This window comes from Acinetobacter sp. YH12152 (genome assembly GCF_013418285.1).
Lineage (GTDB): Bacteria > Pseudomonadota > Gammaproteobacteria > Pseudomonadales > Moraxellaceae > Acinetobacter > Acinetobacter amyesii.
On record NZ_VPCH01000060.1, the window covers coordinates 1 to 18,817 of the forward strand.

Sequence of the window (18,817 nt, forward strand, 5' to 3'; positions counted from 1 at the left end):
AATAATTCAAGTGAATTTGTTTGAAAGAAGAACTTTAAAAGCTTTATTTTCACCCGATAAAATACCCATAAAACAAGAGGAAGCTCAAATGAGCTTCCTCTTGTGAAAAATTGTGGGACAGCAGTGGCCGATGCTGTCCTTTTTTTTGGATTGTTAAATTAGTGATAGCGTGTATCGACACTGAATTTTTCAGGAAATTTGGCATGAATTTGCGCGTAAAAATCCATGATTTCAGCCATATCTTTTTCATAATCGCCTGTAGGATAAACAATTTTACCCACACCCGTTTTTTTCTGCGCATAGTCCATATAGGCTAAAGCAATCGGCACACCTGCTTGCATGGCAACATGATAAAAACCGGTTTTCCACTTCTCTTGTTTGGCGCGTGTCCCTTCTGGCGTCACCAACATGACCAATTTTGGATGATGCTTGAACAAGTCAGCCATCAGCTCAACCATACTTTGACGTGCTTCACCATCTTGTTTTGGACGACGATTAATACCAATTCCGCCCATAGCACGTACAAAAGGTCCAAACGGAAATTTCATATAACTGTCTTTAATCGTGATACGAACATTTACCCCTAAAGCTTTCAGGGCAAGGCGTGCATAAAGTGCATCCCAATTACTGGTATGTGGCGCTGCAATCATGACACATTGGTCAATATTTAAATCCCAATGGTTATCAATTTGCCACCCCATTAAGTTAAGACTTTTTTCCGCTGTTTTTTCAAACACAATTTGCACCGACAGTTTTTTCTATGCCGCAGAGTTTAACAACGCAAAATAATTATAAAAGCTTATATTGTTCAGTTATTCACCAATTAATATATAAATGTCCTTTAGCGTTCACTTTTAGGTATGTCACCAATATTTTTTCATTTACGAATTTTAAAAATCAAATGTCTGTTTTGATGTATTAACCAAACACACAATTGTTAACAGGAATAGGCTATTTTTCTTGAGCAATAAAAGTCACGCTTAGCATTATATTGGGTACGTACGGTGTATAAATCTCATGAAAAAACTAATGCTCGCTCTCTGTATGGTCAGTGCAACCCTAACGGCATGTTCAAAGACCAGCAATGAATCTGAAACTGCGACACCACCAGATAATAATGTCATTGCTAATACAGACGCTGCCTCAGAAAGTCCGATTGCCACAGGTGATAACACCGAAAATGCACTTGATTGGGCAGGTGAGTATAAAGGGGTTCTACCTTGCCATGATTGCAAAGGGATTGAAACTGAACTTGAACTCAAACTTGATAAGAGCTATGAACTCAGCCAAGAGTTTTTAGGTAAACCTGCGAACACTGAAAATAAAGTGAAAGGCAGTTTTAAGTTCTTGCCAGATCAACCTGGAATGATTCAACTTGATGCCGAGGGCGACAATCGAATTTACTTTGTAGGTGAAAACTTTATTGAGCTTCGTGGTGATAAAGGTGAAAAACTAGAAATGCCTGAAGTAAATCTTAAACTCACCAAAAAGCTTGATTAGTGTTTTACTCTAACTAGGATTGTTATAAAAAAATCCCCGCAAAAGCGGGGATTTTTTAGATCGGATGATCAGTATGAATTACATCATACCGCCCATGCCACCCATACCGCCCATATCAGGCATAGCAGGTTTGTCTTCTGGGATTTCAGTGATCATACATTCAGTTGTAAGCATAAGACCTGCAACAGATGCAGCATGCTCAAGCGCAGAACGCGTTACTTTAGCTGGGTCAAGAATACCCATTTCAAGCATATCGCCATACTCTGAAGTTGCAGCGTTATAACCGAAGTTACCTTCACCGTTTTTCACAGCATTGATTACAACTGATGGCTCATCACCAGAGTTTGCAACGATTTGACGAAGCGGCGCTTCAATTGCACGACGTAAAATGTTGATACCAACATTTTGGTCATCATTAGCACCAGACACACCTTCAAGTGCTTTTGCAGCACGTACAAGTGCAACACCACCACCTGCTACAACACCTTCTTCAACTGCAGCACGAGTTGCATGAAGTGCATCGTCAACGCGATCTTTCTTCTCTTTCATTTCAACTTCAGTTGCAGCGCCGATTTTGATTACAGCAACACCGCCTGCCAATTTAGCAACGCGTTCTTGAAGTTTTTCTTTGTCGTATTCTGAAGTTGATTCTTCAATTTGAGCACGAATTTGAGTTACACGTTCAGCAATTTGCTCTGCAACACCTGCACCATCAACAATTACTGTGTTTTCTTTAGAAACAGTAACTTTATGAGCTGTACCTAAGTGCTCAAGTGTAGTTTGGTCTAAAGACATACCAACCTCTTCAGAAACTACAGTCGCGCCAGTTAAAATCGCGATGTCTTGAAGCATCGCTTTACGACGATCACCAAAACCAGGTGCTTTAACAGCACAAACTTTGATAATGCCACGCATGTTGTTTACAACAAGAGTTGCAAGTGCTTCACCTTCAACATCTTCAGCAATGATAAGAAGCGGTTTACCTGTTTTAGCAACAGCTTCAAGTACAGCAATTAATTCGCGGATGTTGCTGATTTTTTTATCAACAAGAAGAATGTATGGGTTTTCAAGTTCAGCTGTTAGTGTATCTTGCTTGTTTGCAAAGTACGGGCTGATGTAACCACGGTCAAACTGCATACCCTCTACAACATCTAGAGAATCTTCAAAGCCTGAACCCTCTTCAACTGTAATTACACCCTCTTTACCAACTTTTTCCATTGCTTGAGCAATAAGTTTACCAACAGTGGTGTCAGAGTTCGCAGAGATCGAACCTACTTGTTCAATGGCTTTAGAGTCAGAAGCAGGTTTAGCAGTCGCTTTAATTTCAGCAACAACAGCTTTAACCGCGATGTCGATACCGCGTTTAAGATCCATTGGGTTCATACCAGCAGTAACTGATTTGATCCCTTCATTTAGGATTGCTTGAGCAAGTACAGTTGCAGTTGTTGTACCGTCACCCGCGATGTCATTGGTTTTTGAAGACACTTCACGAACCAGCTGAGCGCCCATGTTTTCAAATTTGTCTTTTAATGTGATTTCTTTAGCAACAGAAACACCATCTTTAGTGATGTGCGGCGCACCGAAAGAACGGTCGATGACAACGTTACGGCCTTTAGGACCTAAAGTCACTTTTACAGCATCTGCAAGTACATTTACACCCGCGATCATTTTTGAACGCGCTGAATCACCAAATTTTACGTCTTTAGCTGACATGTCTAACTCCGAATCTTTTTAAAATTTTTAACAATTTATGATGAATAAAAGGGTCTAAATGTGTGTACGAAACTTAAGCTTCAAGTACCGCTAAGATGTCAGACTCTTTCATAATAAGAAGCTCTTCGCCTGCTACTTTTACTTTTGTACCGGCATAAGTGCCAAACAATACGTTGTCACCAACTTTAACGTCTAATGCACGTACGCCATTGTCAGTTACTTTGCCATTACCTACAGCGATTACTTCGCCTTGAGCAGGTTGTTCAGCTGCTGAAGTACTTAAAATAAGACCACCAGCAGTTTTAGTTTCCTTTTCAACACGGCGAATCACAACGTTGTCATGCAAAGGACGAATATTGCTCATAGTTAACTCCAGACTAAGTCTATTTACTAGATAAAAGACGATGACATTTTGATTTCCGTAAGCCATCGACAAAAAATAATTTAGATGACACTTTTGTGGGGATGGAAAAAAACCCTTCAAGGGCAAAATTTAATTTTTTTCATTTTTTTGTATTTTTTTTCTTCAAAATTTAAATTTAAAGGATTAAAGCTCATCCAAAATATGAGTACTAAGATTTTCTTCGAATATTTTTAACTTTGAATGATAAAAATAATGCTGCACATTCATCTGCTCATCAATGACATTAAAACTGTTGGCAAGGTTCTCGTGTAGGCGATATGACGTTGCAGTTCCAGCATGAATATCCCAAACTGGATGCGCAGCACCTAAAGTATAAATCTGATTGAGGTCATAGCTGGCTGGAACATGTAAATGTCCATGCAATAAACCATTTAAACCGTGTTGACTCCACTGTTCGAGTGCCAAACGCCCTTGAACAGGACAATCTTTCACACCATGCGGGTCATTGGGCGGCGTATAAAAAGGTTGATGCGCTATGATTAATTTTACTTTATTGGGCGGCGCATGTTTAAGTAATTCATCGACATGATGTATTTGCTCCAGCGATACATGCCCTCGCGTATGGTAACGACGGCGAATACTATTGATCCCAATTAAATAAAAATGCTCGGTTTCCAGTACATTTTCCATGGCACCAAAAAAAAGTTGATAACGTGCAAAAGGACTAAAAACACGGTTCCATAAATGATACAGCGGAATATCATGATTCCCTGGCACAACGATATAAGGCAGCTTTAAGCTTTCTAAAAATTGCTTACATGCATAAAACTGACGATAGCGCGCACGTTGGGTTAAGTCTCCACTGGCAACCACGGCTTCGATACGATTTTCACGACAAAATTGCTGAATCGCGCGCATACACTCTGGCTTTTCAGTGCCAAAATGCAGATCAGACAGATGCAGTATCATGTGGCACCCGTATCTTTAAGGCTTGTTTTTGCACTCGAATTTTAAGCGGCGGTTTCATTTCTACAATCTCACCATCCACAGCAACGGTCATTTTTTTTCGTTGAGTATGTATCGTGACTTCATTAGCGGCAAAACTATACACATCTGGCGCATTGTCGATATTGCCACGGATCAACTGCCATAAAATTTTAAATAAAGTTTTCTTATCACTTTTTGCGACCACCACACCTGCAACTTTACCTGCTGCTGCATCTTTAGCAATTTGCAAATTTAAATCGGCCAATTGCAATTGGTTATTACCAAAAAAGATCAAAGGCGTTTTGACTGGATAAATATGATGATCAACTTCGATTTCCAATTTCAACTCTTTACGATCTCGAATCAGCACATCCAAACCTGAGGTATAAGCATGCAATGGGAAACGACCAAACTTCTGATTATAAAACTCTCTTTTTTGTATAAATAATGGATACAAGCCCAAACTGGCATTGTTTAAATAGATATGTTCATTGATTTGCGCCACGTGCACCTGTCGATTATTGCCTGTCGCAATCACCTGTGCCGCTTGAATTAAATCGAGAGGAATATTGAGTACCCGCGCCACATAGTTAAATGTGCCCAAAGGTAAGACCCCCATAGGAATATCGGTATGCATCAACTGATGAGCAACAGCATTTAAGGTTCCATCACCACCTGCAGCAACCACAACACCCAAATTATCAGGGTCTTTATGGCGTGCAAATACCTTGCTCATTAAAGTATCAAAACTCGCTTCCTGCCCAAGCTCAAATGACTGTATTTCGAAATTATGATCGGATAATATCCGCACAAGTTCCTCATAGACTTCATCTTTGTTTGCAGCATGAAATCCTGATTTTTTATTATAGATAATAGATAAAGGCTTGGCTTGTTTAATCACTTTTTATACATCTTGGCCGCTTAGTATTGTATTTTGTCGAATTTAACAGCAAATAATAGCGCCTTTATGTAAAAATCGAATTACCACCATTTATTTAATCAATAATAATTCTCAAATATCAAATACATGCAACTTTTTGTTTTTATTAAAAATAAATATATAAAATATTGTCCATCACGTTAATAAATAAAGTTAAAATTCGCGATAAAATCTATTAAGTTATTGTATTTTATTTACATTTAACTTAAATAGCATTAACTACCAAAAAAAATCTACCACTTCTTTAGTCTTATTTTTTTTATGATTTTATGCTTTAATACAGCCACTTTTTTTCATCTTTTATCTGCATGATGTAACCCATGATGCAGATTATACTTTGTACGGTTAGTACATTTTTGAGATAGGCCTCACCATGACCCAAGTGAACGCACCAGAATTCGTTCGTCACCCTAAGCTAATTGCTTGGGTGGAAGAAATTGCCAAATTAACCAAACCAGCAAAAATCGAATGGTGTGACGGTAGCGCAGAAGAATATCAACGTTATATCGACTTGATGATCGCTAACGGCACTATGCAAGAACTTAACCAAGAAAAACATCCTGGTTCTTACCTTGCTAATTCTGATCCTTCTGACGTTGCTCGTGTTGAAGGTCGTACTTACATCTGTTCTGAAAAACAAGAAGATGCAGGCGCAACAAACAACTGGGAAGCTCCAGCTGAAATGCGTGCTCGTCTGAATGGTTTATTTGACGGTTCAATGAAAGGCCGTACTTTGTACGTTGTTCCTTTCTCTATGGGTCCTTTAGGTTCTCATATTGCTCACATCGGTATCGAACTTACTGATTCTCCTTACGTTGCTGTAAGCATGTCTAAAATGGCTCGTATGGGTAAAGCTGTTTATGACGTACTTGGTACTGACGGTGACTTCATTCCTTGCGTACACACTGTTGGTGCTCCGCTTGAAGAAGGTCAAAAAGACGTTGCTTGGCCTTGCAACCCTGAAAAATACATCGTTCATTACCCAGAAACTCGTGAAATCTGGTCTTACGGTTCTGGTTACGGCGGTAACGCATTGTTGGGTAAAAAATGCCTAGCTTTACGTATTGCATCTTCTATGGGTCGTCAACAAGGTTGGTTAGCTGAACACATGCTCATCCTTGGCGTGACAAACCCACAAGGCGAAAAACACTACATCGCAGCTGCATTCCCTTCTGCGTGTGGTAAAACAAACTTCGCGATGTTGATTCCACCAGCGGGTTACGAAGGTTGGAAAATTGAAACTGTAGGTGATGATATTGCTTGGATCAAACCAGGTGAAGATGGTCGTTTATATGCAATCAACCCTGAAGCTGGTTTCTTCGGTGTAGCACCTGGTACAAATACCAAGACTAACCCGAACTGTATGGCGACTCTTCATAAAGACGTAATCTATACTAACGTTGCTGTAACTGACAACGGTGAAGTATGGTGGGAAGGTCTTTCTAAAGAAGTACCTGCTAATCTAACTAACTGGAAAGGTCAACCACACACCGGCGAAGAAAAAGCAGCTCATCCAAATGCTCGTTTCACTGTTTCAGCTGGTCAGTGTCCTTCTATTGATGCTGACTGGGAAAATCCAGCAGGTGTTCCAATTTCTGCGTTCATCTTCGGTGGTCGTCGTGCAGACACAGTGCCTCTAATTTCAGAAGCATTTGACTGGGTTGACGGTGTTTACAAAGCTGCAACTATGGGCTCTGAAACAACTGCTGCTGCTGTTGGTCAACAAGGTATCGTTCGTCGTGACCCATTCGCAATGCTTCCATTTGCGGGTTACAACATGGCTGACTACTTCTCTCACTGGTTAGAACTTGGTGAAGAAGTTGCTGCTAAAGCTAAAGCTGCTGGCAATAAACTTCCTGGTATCTACAACGTGAACTGGTTCCGTCGTGATGCTGAAGGTAACTTTGTATGGCCTGGTTTCGGTCAAAACATGCGTGTTCTTGAGTGGATCATTGACCGTTGTGAAGGTCGTGCAGACGCTGTTGAAACACCTATCGGCCTTGTTCCAACATACGAACAATTGAACTGGACTGGTTCAGACTTCACTAAAGAGCAATTCGAGCTTGTAACTTCTCAAGATAAAGATCAATGGATCAAAGAACTTGAAAGCCACACTGAATTGTTCAACAAACTTGGTGATCGCTTACCAAAAGCACTTAAAGTACGTCAAGACGAACTTTTAGAAGCTGTAAAAAAATCTGCTTAATTGGCCTTTAATTTCCCTCCTTTAAAAGAGGGATTAAGAAAGATTTAAAAGACCGCCTTGCGCGGTCTTTTTTATATCAACTAAGCCACATCTTGAGCTTTTTGCTTTATACGTATTGCCATTAAGTACTCGTCCAAAACATCAACTTCAGATGCACTGAATTGCAAATATAACTTTGTGCGTCTTTGCAAAATATCTTCAGAGCTTCTCGCCCACTCATGCTCAACCAAATAATCTACTTCTTGAGCATACAAGCCATGCCCGAAGTTTTGCCCAAGCTCATCAATCGAAGTTAAATGATTCAGCAAAATCCAGACACGTGTTCCATAAGCATGCGCCCAACGACTGGCTAGACTGATCGAAACCCCTCGCACTTTTTGTTGGATTTCAGCTATCAACTGCTCGATTGATTCTAAATTTTCCGCACCAGGCAATGCTGTATCAGCAGTCCAAGGTTTGGATCGATGATGAAAAACAGTTTTAAGCTGATCTAATGCCGCTTCTGCTAGTTTTCGGTAAGTGGTAAGTTTGCCACCAAAGATTGAAAGTAATGCAGCCCCTTCTACATCGGTCAGTGCCAAGGTGTAATCTCGCGTGACTGCGGCTGGATTATCTGACTCATCATCACACAGCGGACGCACACCTGAATAAGTTGAAATGATGTCCGTTTGCGTCAATTGAGTTTTAAAGTGATCATTTGACACATCAAGCAAGTAATCGATTTCTTCCTGGCTTATCTTTACTCGATTTGGGTCTGCGTGATATTCACGATCTGTCGTGCCGATCAGTGTAAATTGTTCTAAATAAGGGATCGCAAAGACAATGCGATGATCATCATTTTGCATAATAAAAGCTTTATCACTGTCAAAGAGCTTTGGAACAATGATATGGCTACCCTGTATCAGCCGTATACTATAAGGTGACTCTTGCTTTAAACCCTGTTTTATAAAGTCAGCAACCCAAGGACCTGCCGCATTCACCAAGACTTTAGCCTGCACATTTTGCAATCCCTTGGCATTTTTTAGACATACCTGCCAAATTCCACCTTTACTATATGCATTTAAACATTCTGTTCGAGTCAGAATCTGTGCACCATGTTCTCGTGCTTGTATTGCATTGAGTACAACTAAGCGTGCGTCATCTACTGCACAATCGGAATATTCGAACCCTCGGGTAAATTTGGATGCTAAAGGACTAGCTTCCACATCAAATTCAATACCATTGGAGCCAGCAAGCTGTTCTCGCTTACCCAAATAATCATAAAAGAATAATCCAGTCCGAATTAGCCAAGCCGGACGTAAGTGCGGTTCATGTGGCATGATAAAACGCATCGGTCGAATAATATGAGGGGCTTTTTTAAGGAGAACTTCGCGTTCTGCGAGTGCTTCACGTACCAAACGAAATTCTTTATGTTCTAAATAGCGCAGACCACCATGAATTAATTTGCTACTTGCAGATGAAGTATGGCTCGCGAGATCGTCTTTTTCACAGAGCAAAACACTTAAACCCCGCCCCGCAGCATCACAGGCAATACCAACACCATTAATTCCACCACCAATGACCACCATGTCATATATTGATTGTTGTTCTGTATTCATCGCTCCCTCCCACTCTATCTTTTTATTCAACAATGCTTCGTTTTCTTTGCTTTATTATTTTTCTCATTGATCATGATTTTTTGATCAAGATACCTATTTTGGTCACGATATCCTTACGCTGAGTTTTTGTATTCCTCATTAAATGAGAAGTTATATTTTAAATGTACGTTTAAAAGCCTGCTGGCTCAAGCATGAAATCAATCATTTTAAAGTCAGAACCTATATTCAAAGCAAACATAATTACAAGCAGTTGATTTGTATTTTTTTTCAACCTAATCTTTTTTAAAATTTTATTTCAAGCTTTTATATATTGCATGTTCAGCTGCAGAAGCCTTCAGTTTTGATGTACCCCGTTTATGCACTTACAGATACCATCTTTGGTGGTACTGCAGAATTTTTTGCCCTAAGTTTCAAAGAAGCTGGCTATGAGACATGGTTCTTCATCTATGTAACCATCATGATTTTTATTTCATTATTGGTCTACGTCTTTATGAAAGACACCAAACACCATTCCAAAATTCAAGAGCATTAATTCTACCCAATTAAGCCTCGGAGTTATTAATCATACTGATTAATAACAGAATATATTTCAAAGCAAAGCCTCAATTGATGAGGCTTTGCTGTTTTCATTTAGTCGTGAAAAATCTATCTGGTCAAAAAATTCGCATTTTATAGACTAAAGTCGCATGATTTTCTGCGACAACAGGAGTATAAATTAAATAAATATAGTTCCATCTCCCATTTCGACAAAATATATTGATTTAAACTTTTCCCAAAGAGTTTAAATGGATATGTTTTGCATTCATTCCTTGGAGAATGATGTGTCAAACTCATCTGAGCCAGTTGTTCCTGAACAATTGGATAGAAAAACTCGTGTCAAATCTATCCTCGGCGGATCTGCCGGCAACCTCGTTGAATGGTACGACTGGTATGTCTACGCTGCCTTTACCCTTTACTTTGCACCGCAATTTTTCCCTGATGGTGACAATACTGTAAAACTCTTACAAGCAGCTGCAGTCTTTGCACTCGGTTTCTTAATGCGTCCAATCGGCGCATGGGTCATGGGTATTTATGCGGACCGTAAAGGTCGTAAAGCAGGTTTGACGCTGTCTGTATCGTTGATGTGTGTCGGCTCACTGATGATCGCATGTGCACCAACCTATGATTCTGTAGGCATGCTCGCACCCGCTATTCTACTTTTAGCGCGTTTACTCCAAGGCTTAAGTGTCGGCGGTGAATATGGCTCTAGTGCTACCTATTTGACTGAAATGGCAGGTAAAAACCACCGTGGTTTCTTCTCAAGTTTCCAATATGTCACACTGATTTCAGGTCAGCTATTGGCTCTTTGCGTTTTAATTATCCTACAACGCAATTTCTCCGAACAAGCTTTAACTGAATGGGGCTGGCGTGTTCCATTCTTCATCGGTGCGTTGCTCGCCATAGTGGTGTTCTGGATTCGTCGCGGTTTAGTTGAAACTCAATCCTCTAAAGAAGCCCAAGAACAGGCTAAAAATGGTGGTCCAAAATCAGGTGCCTTAGCGTTATTTACCAAATATCCTAAACAAGCCTTCACTGTGATCATGTTAACTGCCGGTGGTACTTTAGCGTTCAACACCTTTACCACTTATTTGCAAAAATATTTGGTCAACACGTCTGGCTTTGAAAAAACCACAGCTACCGAAATTACCACTGCTGCGATTTTCATCTTTATGCTTTTACAACCTGCTGTCGGTGCGCTTTCAGACAAAATTGGTCGTAAGCCAATTATGATCGCCTTTGGTGTGCTTGGTGTGCTGTTTACCATTCCTATTTTCAATGGTATCGGTTCAACTACCAGCCCAACCACAGCATTTATGCTTTGCATGAGCGGTATGGTGATTGTCACTGGTTATACTGCGATTAATGCCGTAGTAAAAGCAGAGTTGTTCCCTGCACACATCCGTGCCCTAGGTGTTGCATTGCCTTATGCCATTGCAAATACACTCTTTGGTGGTACCGCAGAACTTGTAGCTTTGAGCTTCAAAAATGCAGGCCATGAAAACTACTTCTTCTACTACATTACATTCATGATTGGTTTATCTTTAATTACCTATGTCTTCATGAAAGATACTAAAAAACATAGCATGATCACTGACGATTAATTCGCTCAGCCCTGCTATTCCACTTAAGCTCATCAAAGCCTATTTTGATGAGCTTTTTTTATCTCCATTTCCATCTACTCATCGTTTCGGCTGCATCAAAGATTTAATCAAACTTCTTTGGCTTTCTTGGTTTTCGCCATCGAGTCGACAGACGGACTATGGCATACTGAACATACAAATACACACGGCGAATGAATGATGAAAAATATTTACAAAGTTTTAAGTTTGGGTATTGTTGCAATGTCGATGGCTGCTTGCCAAAGCACTCCACGTGCTTTTAATGGTCAAACGGGCTTTCAAATAGAGTCCAAATCTGCAGATAGCGCAACACTTGCATATACTTTAGCGGGTCGCCAAAACCAACAACTGGATGCCAATAAATTACAACGTGCTTGCCAAAAAGTATTAAATACGCAAAAGACCTATAAATTACAAATCTTAAGCGTGAACGAAATTGCAAATCCTGCTTTGGAAAATACCCAGTACGGCCGTCAAATTGGTAATACACGTGCGAACTTCGGTCTATCAAATACTCCTGATCTACGTAACTCTGAAAACTTAGGCGCGCGTAATGCACTCGATGCTCGCCCTGCAACCTTACGTGTGGTTCGCTATAACTGTTCTTAATCAAATTTGCAGTTTAAAAGACAAAAAATAAGACGCTTAAAGCGTCTTATTTTTATCGGTTCAATATTTATAGGGTTTTATAAAAACTCACATTACGAAACTCAGGTGATTCATCCAAATCAGGCCATGTCGTCGCGCTTCGTTCATCGAGTTTTTCATATTTAGGATGACTAAAGTTTTTCACACGACTGTCTGCCACCCACACTTCTGGAGCAAACTTTAAAAACTCATCCAAAAAGAAACGGTTGCATTGGTCATATAGCACATCTGCAGCCAATAAAATATCGACTTGTTCGGCTTTATACAGATCGTCCAAATATTCGAGTTCAACATTATTCAACTCTGCATTGGCACGGCATGCATCTAGGCTCACTTGGTCGATGTCACAGCAGATCACGCGTTTCGCCCCTGCCATTTTCGCGGCAATCGCCACCACGCCTGAACCTGCACCAAAGTCCAACACCACTTTATCTTTGACATGATGCGGCTCTGCCAACAACCACTGCGCCATTGCAAGCCCTGAAGCCCAACAAAAGATCCAATACGGCGTATCATTCCATATACGGCGAATGACTTCATCATCCAATTTATCGGTTGGAAATACCGGTGGGATCAACCATAGAGAAATAGGTGTTTCAGGCAACTGTTGAGCATGTAATTCACAATGCGGAATAACTTCATGCAGTGCTTTCAGTAAATGTTCAGGGGCTTTGGGAAATTGGAAAGTACAGCTCATTAGAATTTTATTTTTCGAATATGCAGAGTTTTAGTGTCATAAAAGCCTAAATTAAGATCGGAAGTTCCCTCTCCTGAGCAAAATTTAAAGCACTGCTTTTAAATTGAAGCGCAAGAGAGGGTTAGGGAGAGGATTATTTATAAAAAGCACCCTCATCCTAGCCTTCTCCCAGAGGGAGAAGGAAAAACCGACAACATTAACCTAAAGCTTTTTCAGCAGCTTCAACAGTTTGACGAATCAACGTTGTAATGGTCATAGGGCCTACACCACCCGGAACAGGTGTATACGCAGAAGCAACTTCTTCAATACCCACCAATTGGATATCACCTACACCGCCGCCATCACGTGGATGGAAGCCAGCGTCAACAACCACTGCACCCGGTTTGATCCAATCTTTTTGAATCAATTCAGCTTTACCTACCGCACCCACAATAATATCCGCTTGCTTTACAAAGTCAGCTAAGTTTTGAGTACGTGAGTGGCAAGTGGTCACTGTTGCATTCGCTTCAAGCAGCATTGCAGACATTGGTTTACCCAAAATTGCAGAACGACCCACAACAACCGCATGTTTCCCTGCGATTTCAATGTTGTTTTCTTTCAAAATGGTCATGATGCCTGCTGGTGTTGCAGAACCATACGCAGCTTCACCCATCGCCATACGACCGAAGCCTAAGCAAGTAACACCATCAACGTCTTTTTCAAGTGAGATTGCATCGAAGCAAGCACGTTCGTCAATTTGAGCAGGTACTGGGTGTTGTAACAAAATACCGTGAACATCTGGGTTTGCATTTAATTTTTCAATTTCAGCAAGTAATTGTTCAGTTGTGGTTTCTTTAGGAAGCTCAACTTTTAATGAATCCATACCAACACGGCGGCAAGCATTCCCTTTCATACGTACATAAGTTGCAGATGCACCATCGTCACCTACCAAAATAGTCGCAAGAATTGGGGTACGACCAGTTTTCTCTTTTAGCGCTTCAACGCGAGTTAACAAGTCAGCTTCAATTTGCTTCGCCAATGCACGACCATCTAAAACTAATGCCACGGCACTTCTCCAAGTGATGATATGAATCAATTTTGCACATAATACATGATTATTTTAAATTTTTTACCTTGTATGCTGCTTTTATGCTCATACAGATGAATCTGCTATTGTTTTTTTTTCAGAGCTTGCTAATATACGCATCAACAAGACATGGCGGGGTGGCAGAGTGGTCATGCAGCGGACTGCAACTCCGTGTACGCCGGTTCGATTCCGACCTCCGCCTCCAATCTTGTTAAAGCCCGAGTGGTGAAATCGGTAGACACAGGGGATTTAAAATCCCCCGCCCACAAAGCGTGCCAGTTCGAGTCTGGCCTCGGGCACCATTCTTCTACTACTGAAGATGGTGTAAATAAAAAACCCAGCGATAAGCTGGTTTTTTTATGCCTAGAATTTAATACATCAATAAAAAAAGAGGGACAACGCCCTCTCTTTACTTTCGATCAGAATTATTTAAATACTGATTATCAAAGATTTATATTTAAATCACTTCGACCACAATCTTACCCACATGATCACCTGTATCCATGGCTGCATGCGCGTCTTGGATTTGATCAAACTTAAATGTTTTGTAGATCATTGGCAGGCATTCACCTTTCGCCCATAGTGGCACGACGTTTTCCTGAATCCCCTTGGCAATTTCTGCTTTTTCTTCAGTGTTACGTGCGCGCATGGTTGAACCGGTAATGGTTAAGCGCTTCATCATGATTTGACCCAACTTCACTTCTTTGGCTTTTGCACCACCTAAGAATGCGATATAAACCAAACGGCCATCACGACGTAATAGATTTAAGTTTTGCGCTAAATAAGGTGCACCCACGATATCTAAAATGACATCGACACCTTGCTCGCCAGTAGCCTCATTAATCACTTGCTCAAAGTCTTGAGTTTTATAGTTAATGGCATGAGTGATATTTGAAATCGCAGCGACTTTTTCATCAGAACCCACAGTAGCAAAGGTTTTCATACCTAAAGCATTGCATAACATGATCGCTGTAGTACCAATACCGCTGGTACCGCCATGTATAAGTACCGTTTCACCTGCTTTGGCTTTACCCATTTGAAATACATTCGCCCAAACTGTAAAGAACGTTTCAGGAATGGCCGCTGCTTGAGTAAAGCTGACGCCTTCAGGAATCGCAATGGTTTGGCTTTCAGGCACCACGCAATATTCTGCATAACCGCCGCCATTGGTCAGACCGCAAACCTTATCACCTACTTGAAATAAAGTAACCTCTGCACCCACAGCAACCACTTCACCCGCAACCTCTAAACCTGGTACTGGCGTTACGCCTTTCGGCATTGGGTATAAACCTTGACGCTGTAAAATGTCTGGACGGTTGATGCCAAAGGCATGCACTTTAACCAACACTTCATCTGCTTTCGCTTCTGGGATGGCAACACTTTCATAGGCCAGTTTATCTACACCGCCCGGCTCAGTAATAATGACCTGCTGCATGCTTTGCTGTGACATTGTTTTTCCTTTTCAATTATTGACTATTCATCTATCTCTGCACTATTTGAACATAGAAATGCCGCAGAATGAATAAACATGGACTTATGTATAATTGGCTGACTATTTAGCAAATTAATAATAGGCAGCACATGGTTCAGGTTGTTGAATATAACGAAGATAACGCCAGCGACTATGAATGGTTCGATGGTTTTGCCGTGATTCGTTTCTATGCAGACTGGTGCGCGCCCTGTGTGCAGAACTTCCCTGTATTTGAGCAGTGCGCAACTCAAATGTCCGCACAGCATGCACAGCTCAAATTTGGCAAGGTAAATATTGATTCCTCACCGATACTAACCTTGCGCTATAACGTTTATGGACTACCTTCAACCTTAGTATTTTATCGCGGGCAAGTCATTCAACGTATTGCAGGAGTTAAATCGCTGACTGAATTAACAGCCACCATTCAAGATGCTATGCAGTCACATTCAACTCATGACTAAGTATATTTTCCTTTTATTTGGATGCAGACTCATTCGGCAGGCGTACAAACTTCATTAAAGTATTACGCACCAATGGCAACACGATCAAAATGAGCGGAAAGGCCATCATCCACGACATGCTCCATGCGCGCAGCCAAATACCAAGAAAGCCTTCAACTAAGCCTTTATTCATCAGCATATTAAAGCAGGAAATTGAACCGCTCATAATGCCGGACAAGATTAAGGGCATCAGCCAAGTCATGTGTTTGGGATGAAATTTTGGGAGTTGATTCATCTGTAAATACCTATTATTCGTCGCGGGCTGAGTTCTGGGCTTTTACGGTTTGTTTTAGGGTTTTCATAAATTGGCCGAAATGCGGCATGAAATCTTTAAATAAAGGATGGTCTTTATTTTCCAGCAAGGTTTCACCAAACAGTTTCAGACCCACAGCAAAGGCTTTGGTCTTTTCATCATCTAAGAGCTGCGCTTTAGTCAAATGCTCCAGCACCTTAAACATGTCATCATGGTTGTAGGCATTAAACTGCAAAGCTTCTGTATAGGTCGATGGATTGCCCTGCGCATCGGCAATGTGCTTGAGCGTAATTTCATATTGATGCTGTTTCATTGTGTCACCTCCATACGACTGATTTCGACGGCCGCCTGATCGATTTTTTCTGCAATGGCATACACCTGTTCAGGTGTCAGTTCACAGTGCTGAATTTTGATGCGCAGTGATGCTTTTAGGTTTTCCATCGCACGTTTGATGTCGACGTATTGTTCATTGTTATGAATCTGCTTACGGGTATCAAAACGACACAGAATTTTCTCTACTGTGGCTTTTTCTGCCTCTAAGTGCTCTAAGCCTGACTGTGTGACGCTGTATTGTTTACGGTCTTCGGCATTTAGTTCTGCATAGATGTATTGCTGTTCTTCGAGGTAGTTCAGCGTTGGGTAAATCGTCCCTGTGCTTGGACTGTAACCGCCGCCTACGATTGCGCCGACATCTTTGATAATGTCATAGCTGAACTTTGGCGCTTGGGAGATGAGATGCAGTACCAATAGTTTCATGTGCCCTGCTTCAAACAGGCGTTTTCGGGTTTTGACTGGACTATCACTAACGTCCAAAAGGTCTGAATTTGACATGGCAAAGATACACCTTAAGATTAGTTAAGATATATCTTACAACATGATTTAAATTTTATCTAATATATTGCTTATTTTTTTGCCTCGTAAAATTCGGTTAGAACGACTATTACTCCCTTGAACTACAGCATGATAATATTCATTTGCATCCACTTGTTCTGATAGACCTTTTTTATCCACTTCAGCGTAAAAACTGGAAAGCATTTTCAAAAACTTATCTTTTTTAAAAATGGCTAGTTTCTCTTGACTAAACAAGTAGAAATATAGTTCAACAGCAAGACTAAAAAAGTCTGCCTTTTTTGTGACTCGGTTAGAACTACGACTTAATTCATCTACTAAACCAAGAATATAATCTAAATTACTTTCAATTTCAGATGCATGTGGAAAATCTTCATTATACTTTTCTAAAAATATTTCTATTTCTTGATCTCTATCAAAATAAGTACTTAAAATAGTAGCTATCAAAGAAAGACTATATGAAACATCTTTCATCCTTTTTATTTCAGTTGCCGTAAATATACGGTGCTCATCAAAAAAATTTTTAGATGATATTTTCTCACCAAATCGTTTAAATTCTCCTGCATATCTTGAATTATGAATTTCCATAGCATTCAACCCATAACTTGTTGAATTTATTTTCTGAAAAATAGTTTTAATATCTGCTATTGGTATATTTCCCAAGTCCCTTAGAACTACTTCATATTCTAAAAATTCTTTTTTTTGTTCCTGAGTTAATTCTGAATAGCTTTGTATACCTTGTAATTTAAGAGAGTCAGCTCCTCTAAAGTATTCATTTAATGTTGTAATTCTTTGTTGTCCATCTACCAATAACTCTATACCCTCACCAGTATCCGAATTTACATCACCAGCCGCAATATAAATTTCTGGAAAAGGATAACCATCTAATACTGTTTTAATAAATTCGATTTTATCATTATTAGACCAAACTAATCTTCGCTGAAAATCCGGCTGAGGAATAAGCGTTCCGTTATTAATTCCAGTCAGTAAAAGCCTTAATCTTCTATTAGACGCAGAAGTTTTCATTATTCAATTTCCTCTTTACACTGCTTTATACAGACCTTCTGATATTCTTCAAGAAAGAACCTTGATTGATATATACCGGCTCTAATAGGATAATCACCAAACTGTCTTTTCATAGTCAGTTCCCTAAAAAAATCCCACCACTCTTCAAAAAAGGGATTAAAACTGGTTATTGGAAATTTATCCGGTCTAATCCAACCTTCGCTTAAATATTGAAAAAATTGTTTTTTCCTAGGCCAATCTGCACCAGTTTTATTATAAAGATAAGCCAACTTCCATACTTGCTCAAAAAGATCAGGAGATATAATTGCTAAATCTATATCCGATTGATCATTAAACAACCCATATCTTCTACTCGGCTTAATACTAAACCCCAATTTACCTGAACCAACCATATGAATATGCAAATGATCAATATTAAATTTTTCAGCGATTTCTCTTCGAAGTCTTGTATATTGCATTGCATCTAAAGCATATGGGTCACCGGTAAAAATTGACGCTTGTACAATTTCTTCACAGTCATAAGCTCTAAGATGCTCTTGAAAAACTGCCAATTCCACAATTTTACTCATCAAGTTAATTATAATATTTATCTGATTTTAAACTAAAAATATATAAAATTTAAAATTATATTTTGACTAAAAAACCCGCCTTTCGGCGTAATGCCAGTCAGTTAAGCAAATTTTAGTAAAATGTAGTAAAAATGAGTGTATGTAAATACGCTCATTTTTTTATGTCTTTATCTGAACATTTAGAATCCACTCTTGAACATTCTCTCCCATCACTCAACCATTTTTGTGAACTTATTGATTTAAATTGGATTGAAACAAGCCTGCATCAAAC

At 39.9% G+C, this 18,817-nt stretch carries 19 protein-coding genes, 2 tRNA genes and 1 pseudogene; 8 read left to right on the forward strand and 14 right to left on the reverse strand.

Annotated features, from left to right (window positions below):
- Nucleotides 1-158: 158 nt before the first annotated feature.
- Complete coding sequence (locus FTU83_RS15045; RefSeq protein ID WP_171262613.1) at nt 159-737, reverse strand: 1-acyl-sn-glycerol-3-phosphate acyltransferase; 579 nt, start codon at nt 735-737, stop codon at nt 159-161.
- 280 nt (nt 738-1,017) lie between these two features.
- On the opposite strand from FTU83_RS15045, the gene FTU83_RS15050 reads away from it, so the two are divergent.
- The gene (locus FTU83_RS15050) at nt 1,018-1,500 is read left to right on the forward strand and encodes a copper resistance protein NlpE (RefSeq protein WP_180107160.1); all 483 of its coding nucleotides are present in this window, start codon (nt 1,018-1,020) and stop codon (nt 1,498-1,500) included.
- Nucleotides 1,501-1,578: 78 nt separating this feature from the next.
- Here the strand turns inward: FTU83_RS15050 and groL are convergent, their stop codons facing one another.
- From groL to FTU83_RS15070, 4 genes are all read right to left on the reverse strand, one after another.
- Nucleotides 1,579-3,213, reverse strand: coding sequence for a chaperonin GroEL (groL, locus tag FTU83_RS15055; RefSeq protein WP_078192965.1), 1,635 nt, complete (start codon nt 3,211-3,213; stop codon nt 1,579-1,581).
- Nucleotides 3,214-3,286: 73 nt separating this feature from the next.
- Nucleotides 3,287-3,577, reverse strand: a complete 291-nt coding sequence (gene groES / locus FTU83_RS15060; protein ID WP_078192966.1) for a co-chaperone GroES — start codon at nt 3,575-3,577, stop codon at nt 3,287-3,289.
- A gap of 183 nt (nt 3,578-3,760) precedes the next feature.
- Nucleotides 3,761-4,546 carry a metallophosphoesterase gene (locus tag FTU83_RS15065; RefSeq protein ID WP_180107158.1) on the reverse strand — a complete coding sequence of 262 codons (786 nt, stop codon included), beginning with the start codon at nt 4,544-4,546 and terminating at the stop codon, nt 3,761-3,763.
- Nucleotides 4,527-5,465, reverse strand: a complete 939-nt coding sequence (locus FTU83_RS15070) for a diacylglycerol kinase family protein (protein ID WP_180107156.1) — start codon at nt 5,463-5,465, stop codon at nt 4,527-4,529. Before FTU83_RS15070 ends, FTU83_RS15065 begins: the two co-directional genes overlap by 20 nt.
- 412 nt (nt 5,466-5,877) lie before the next feature.
- Here FTU83_RS15070 and FTU83_RS15075 point away from each other — a divergent pair, with 412 nt between their 5' ends.
- Nucleotides 5,878-7,710, forward strand: a complete 1,833-nt coding sequence (locus tag FTU83_RS15075) for a phosphoenolpyruvate carboxykinase (GTP) (RefSeq protein ID WP_180003944.1) — start codon at nt 5,878-5,880, stop codon at nt 7,708-7,710.
- Nucleotides 7,711-7,790: 80 nt separating this feature from the next.
- Here FTU83_RS15075 and glpD read toward each other — a convergent pair whose 3' ends face one another.
- Nucleotides 7,791-9,308, reverse strand: coding sequence for a glycerol-3-phosphate dehydrogenase (gene glpD, locus FTU83_RS15080; RefSeq protein ID WP_180107154.1), 1,518 nt, complete (start codon nt 9,306-9,308; stop codon nt 7,791-7,793).
- A 355-nt stretch (nt 9,309-9,663) separates the two neighbouring features.
- On the opposite strand from glpD, the pseudogene FTU83_RS15085 reads away from it, so the two are divergent.
- From FTU83_RS15085 to FTU83_RS15095, 3 genes and pseudogenes are all read left to right on the forward strand, one after another.
- Nucleotides 9,664-9,840: pseudogene (locus tag FTU83_RS15085) on the forward strand (alpha-ketoglutarate permease); the annotation flags it as partial.
- Between the two features lie 289 nt (nt 9,841-10,129).
- Entirely contained in the window at nt 10,130-11,449 is a 1,320-nt protein-coding gene (locus tag FTU83_RS15090; RefSeq protein WP_078190125.1) for an MFS transporter, read from the forward strand.
- A 198-nt stretch (nt 11,450-11,647) separates the two neighbouring features.
- Nucleotides 11,648-12,076, forward strand: a complete 429-nt coding sequence (locus FTU83_RS15095) for a hypothetical protein (RefSeq protein ID WP_180041678.1) — start codon at nt 11,648-11,650, stop codon at nt 12,074-12,076.
- Nucleotides 12,077-12,143: 67 nt separating this feature from the next.
- Here FTU83_RS15095 and FTU83_RS15100 read toward each other — a convergent pair whose 3' ends face one another.
- Together FTU83_RS15100 and folD are read right to left on the reverse strand one after the other, a co-directional pair.
- Nucleotides 12,144-12,812 (reverse strand): methyltransferase, encoded by a 669-nt coding sequence (locus FTU83_RS15100; RefSeq protein WP_078189884.1) that lies wholly within the window; start codon nt 12,810-12,812, stop codon nt 12,144-12,146.
- Nucleotides 12,813-13,008: 196 nt separating this feature from the next.
- Nucleotides 13,009-13,857, reverse strand: a complete 849-nt coding sequence (gene folD / locus FTU83_RS15105; RefSeq protein WP_067762402.1) for a bifunctional methylenetetrahydrofolate dehydrogenase/methenyltetrahydrofolate cyclohydrolase FolD — start codon at nt 13,855-13,857, stop codon at nt 13,009-13,011.
- A 152-nt stretch (nt 13,858-14,009) separates the two neighbouring features.
- Between folD and FTU83_RS15110 the strand changes: the two genes are divergently transcribed.
- Both FTU83_RS15110 and FTU83_RS15115 read left to right on the forward strand, forming a co-directional pair.
- Nucleotides 14,010-14,083 (forward strand) — tRNA-Cys (locus FTU83_RS15110).
- 11 nt (nt 14,084-14,094) lie between these two features.
- Nucleotides 14,095-14,180, forward strand: a tRNA-Leu gene (locus tag FTU83_RS15115).
- Nucleotides 14,181-14,335: 155 nt separating this feature from the next.
- Here the strand turns inward: FTU83_RS15115 and FTU83_RS15120 are convergent.
- Nucleotides 14,336-15,328, reverse strand: a complete 993-nt coding sequence (locus FTU83_RS15120) for an NAD(P)H-quinone oxidoreductase (RefSeq protein WP_180107153.1) — start codon at nt 15,326-15,328, stop codon at nt 14,336-14,338.
- Between the two features lie 131 nt (nt 15,329-15,459).
- Between FTU83_RS15120 and FTU83_RS15125 the strand changes: the two genes are divergently transcribed.
- On the forward strand, nt 15,460-15,810 hold the full coding sequence (locus FTU83_RS15125) for a co-chaperone YbbN (protein ID WP_180107151.1): 351 nt from the start codon (nt 15,460-15,462) through the stop codon (nt 15,808-15,810).
- 13 nt (nt 15,811-15,823) lie between these two features.
- Here FTU83_RS15125 and FTU83_RS15130 read toward each other — a convergent pair whose 3' ends face one another.
- Genes FTU83_RS15130 through FTU83_RS15150 form a run of 5 tightly spaced genes read right to left on the reverse strand, consistent with a single transcriptional unit; the run spans nt 15,824 to nt 18,534 of the window.
- Nucleotides 15,824-16,084: a DUF2798 domain-containing protein gene (locus tag FTU83_RS15130; RefSeq protein ID WP_078192975.1), complete on the reverse strand. Its 261-nt coding sequence runs from the start codon at nt 16,082-16,084 to the stop codon at nt 15,824-15,826.
- 13 nt (nt 16,085-16,097) lie between these two features.
- Nucleotides 16,098-16,415: a DUF3861 domain-containing protein gene (locus tag FTU83_RS15135; RefSeq protein ID WP_180107149.1), complete on the reverse strand. Its 318-nt coding sequence runs from the start codon at nt 16,413-16,415 to the stop codon at nt 16,098-16,100.
- Nucleotides 16,412-16,933, reverse strand: a complete 522-nt coding sequence (locus tag FTU83_RS15140; RefSeq protein WP_180107147.1) for a PadR family transcriptional regulator — start codon at nt 16,931-16,933, stop codon at nt 16,412-16,414. Before FTU83_RS15140 ends, FTU83_RS15135 begins: the two co-directional genes overlap by 4 nt.
- 48 nt (nt 16,934-16,981) lie before the next feature.
- The gene (locus tag FTU83_RS15145) at nt 16,982-17,977 is read right to left on the reverse strand and encodes a DUF262 domain-containing protein (RefSeq protein WP_180107145.1); all 996 of its coding nucleotides are present in this window, start codon (nt 17,975-17,977) and stop codon (nt 16,982-16,984) included.
- Nucleotides 17,977-18,534 carry a hypothetical protein gene (locus FTU83_RS15150; RefSeq protein WP_180107143.1) on the reverse strand — a complete coding sequence of 186 codons (558 nt, stop codon included), beginning with the start codon at nt 18,532-18,534 and terminating at the stop codon, nt 17,977-17,979. The genes FTU83_RS15145 and FTU83_RS15150 overlap by 1 nt, the downstream gene beginning before the upstream one ends.
- Nucleotides 18,535-18,817: the final 283 nt, after the last annotated feature.

Bases quoted from the DNA above. Each gene is read 5' to 3' on its own strand.
- FTU83_RS15065 (WP_180107158.1), bottom strand. From the start codon at position 4,546: ATGATACTGCATCTGTCTGATCTGCATTTTGGCACTGAAAAGCCAGAG.
- FTU83_RS15075 (WP_180003944.1), top strand. From the start codon at position 5,878: ATGACCCAAGTGAACGCACCAGAATTCGTTCGTCACCCTAAGCTAATT.
- FTU83_RS15140 (WP_180107147.1), bottom strand. From the start codon at position 16,933: ATGTCAAATTCAGACCTTTTGGACGTTAGTGATAGTCCAGTCAAAACC.
- FTU83_RS15100 (WP_078189884.1), bottom strand. From the start codon at position 12,812: ATGAGCTGTACTTTCCAATTTCCCAAAGCCCCTGAACATTTACTGAAA.
- glpD (WP_180107154.1), bottom strand. From the start codon at position 9,308: ATGAATACAGAACAACAATCAATATATGACATGGTGGTCATTGGTGGT.
- FTU83_RS15145 (WP_180107145.1), bottom strand. From the start codon at position 17,977: ATGAAAACTTCTGCGTCTAATAGAAGATTAAGGCTTTTACTGACTGGA.
- groL (WP_078192965.1), bottom strand. From the start codon at position 3,213: ATGTCAGCTAAAGACGTAAAATTTGGTGATTCAGCGCGTTCAAAAATG.
- FTU83_RS15130 (WP_078192975.1), bottom strand. From the start codon at position 16,084: ATGAATCAACTCCCAAAATTTCATCCCAAACACATGACTTGGCTGATG.
- groES (WP_078192966.1), bottom strand. From the start codon at position 3,577: ATGAGCAATATTCGTCCTTTGCATGACAACGTTGTGATTCGCCGTGTT.
- FTU83_RS15135 (WP_180107149.1), bottom strand. From the start codon at position 16,415: ATGAAACAGCATCAATATGAAATTACGCTCAAGCACATTGCCGATGCG.
- FTU83_RS15095 (WP_180041678.1), top strand. From the start codon at position 11,648: ATGAAAAATATTTACAAAGTTTTAAGTTTGGGTATTGTTGCAATGTCG.
- FTU83_RS15125 (WP_180107151.1), top strand. From the start codon at position 15,460: ATGGTTCAGGTTGTTGAATATAACGAAGATAACGCCAGCGACTATGAA.
- FTU83_RS15120 (WP_180107153.1), bottom strand. From the start codon at position 15,328: ATGTCACAGCAAAGCATGCAGCAGGTCATTATTACTGAGCCGGGCGGT.
- FTU83_RS15050 (WP_180107160.1), top strand. From the start codon at position 1,018: ATGAAAAAACTAATGCTCGCTCTCTGTATGGTCAGTGCAACCCTAACG.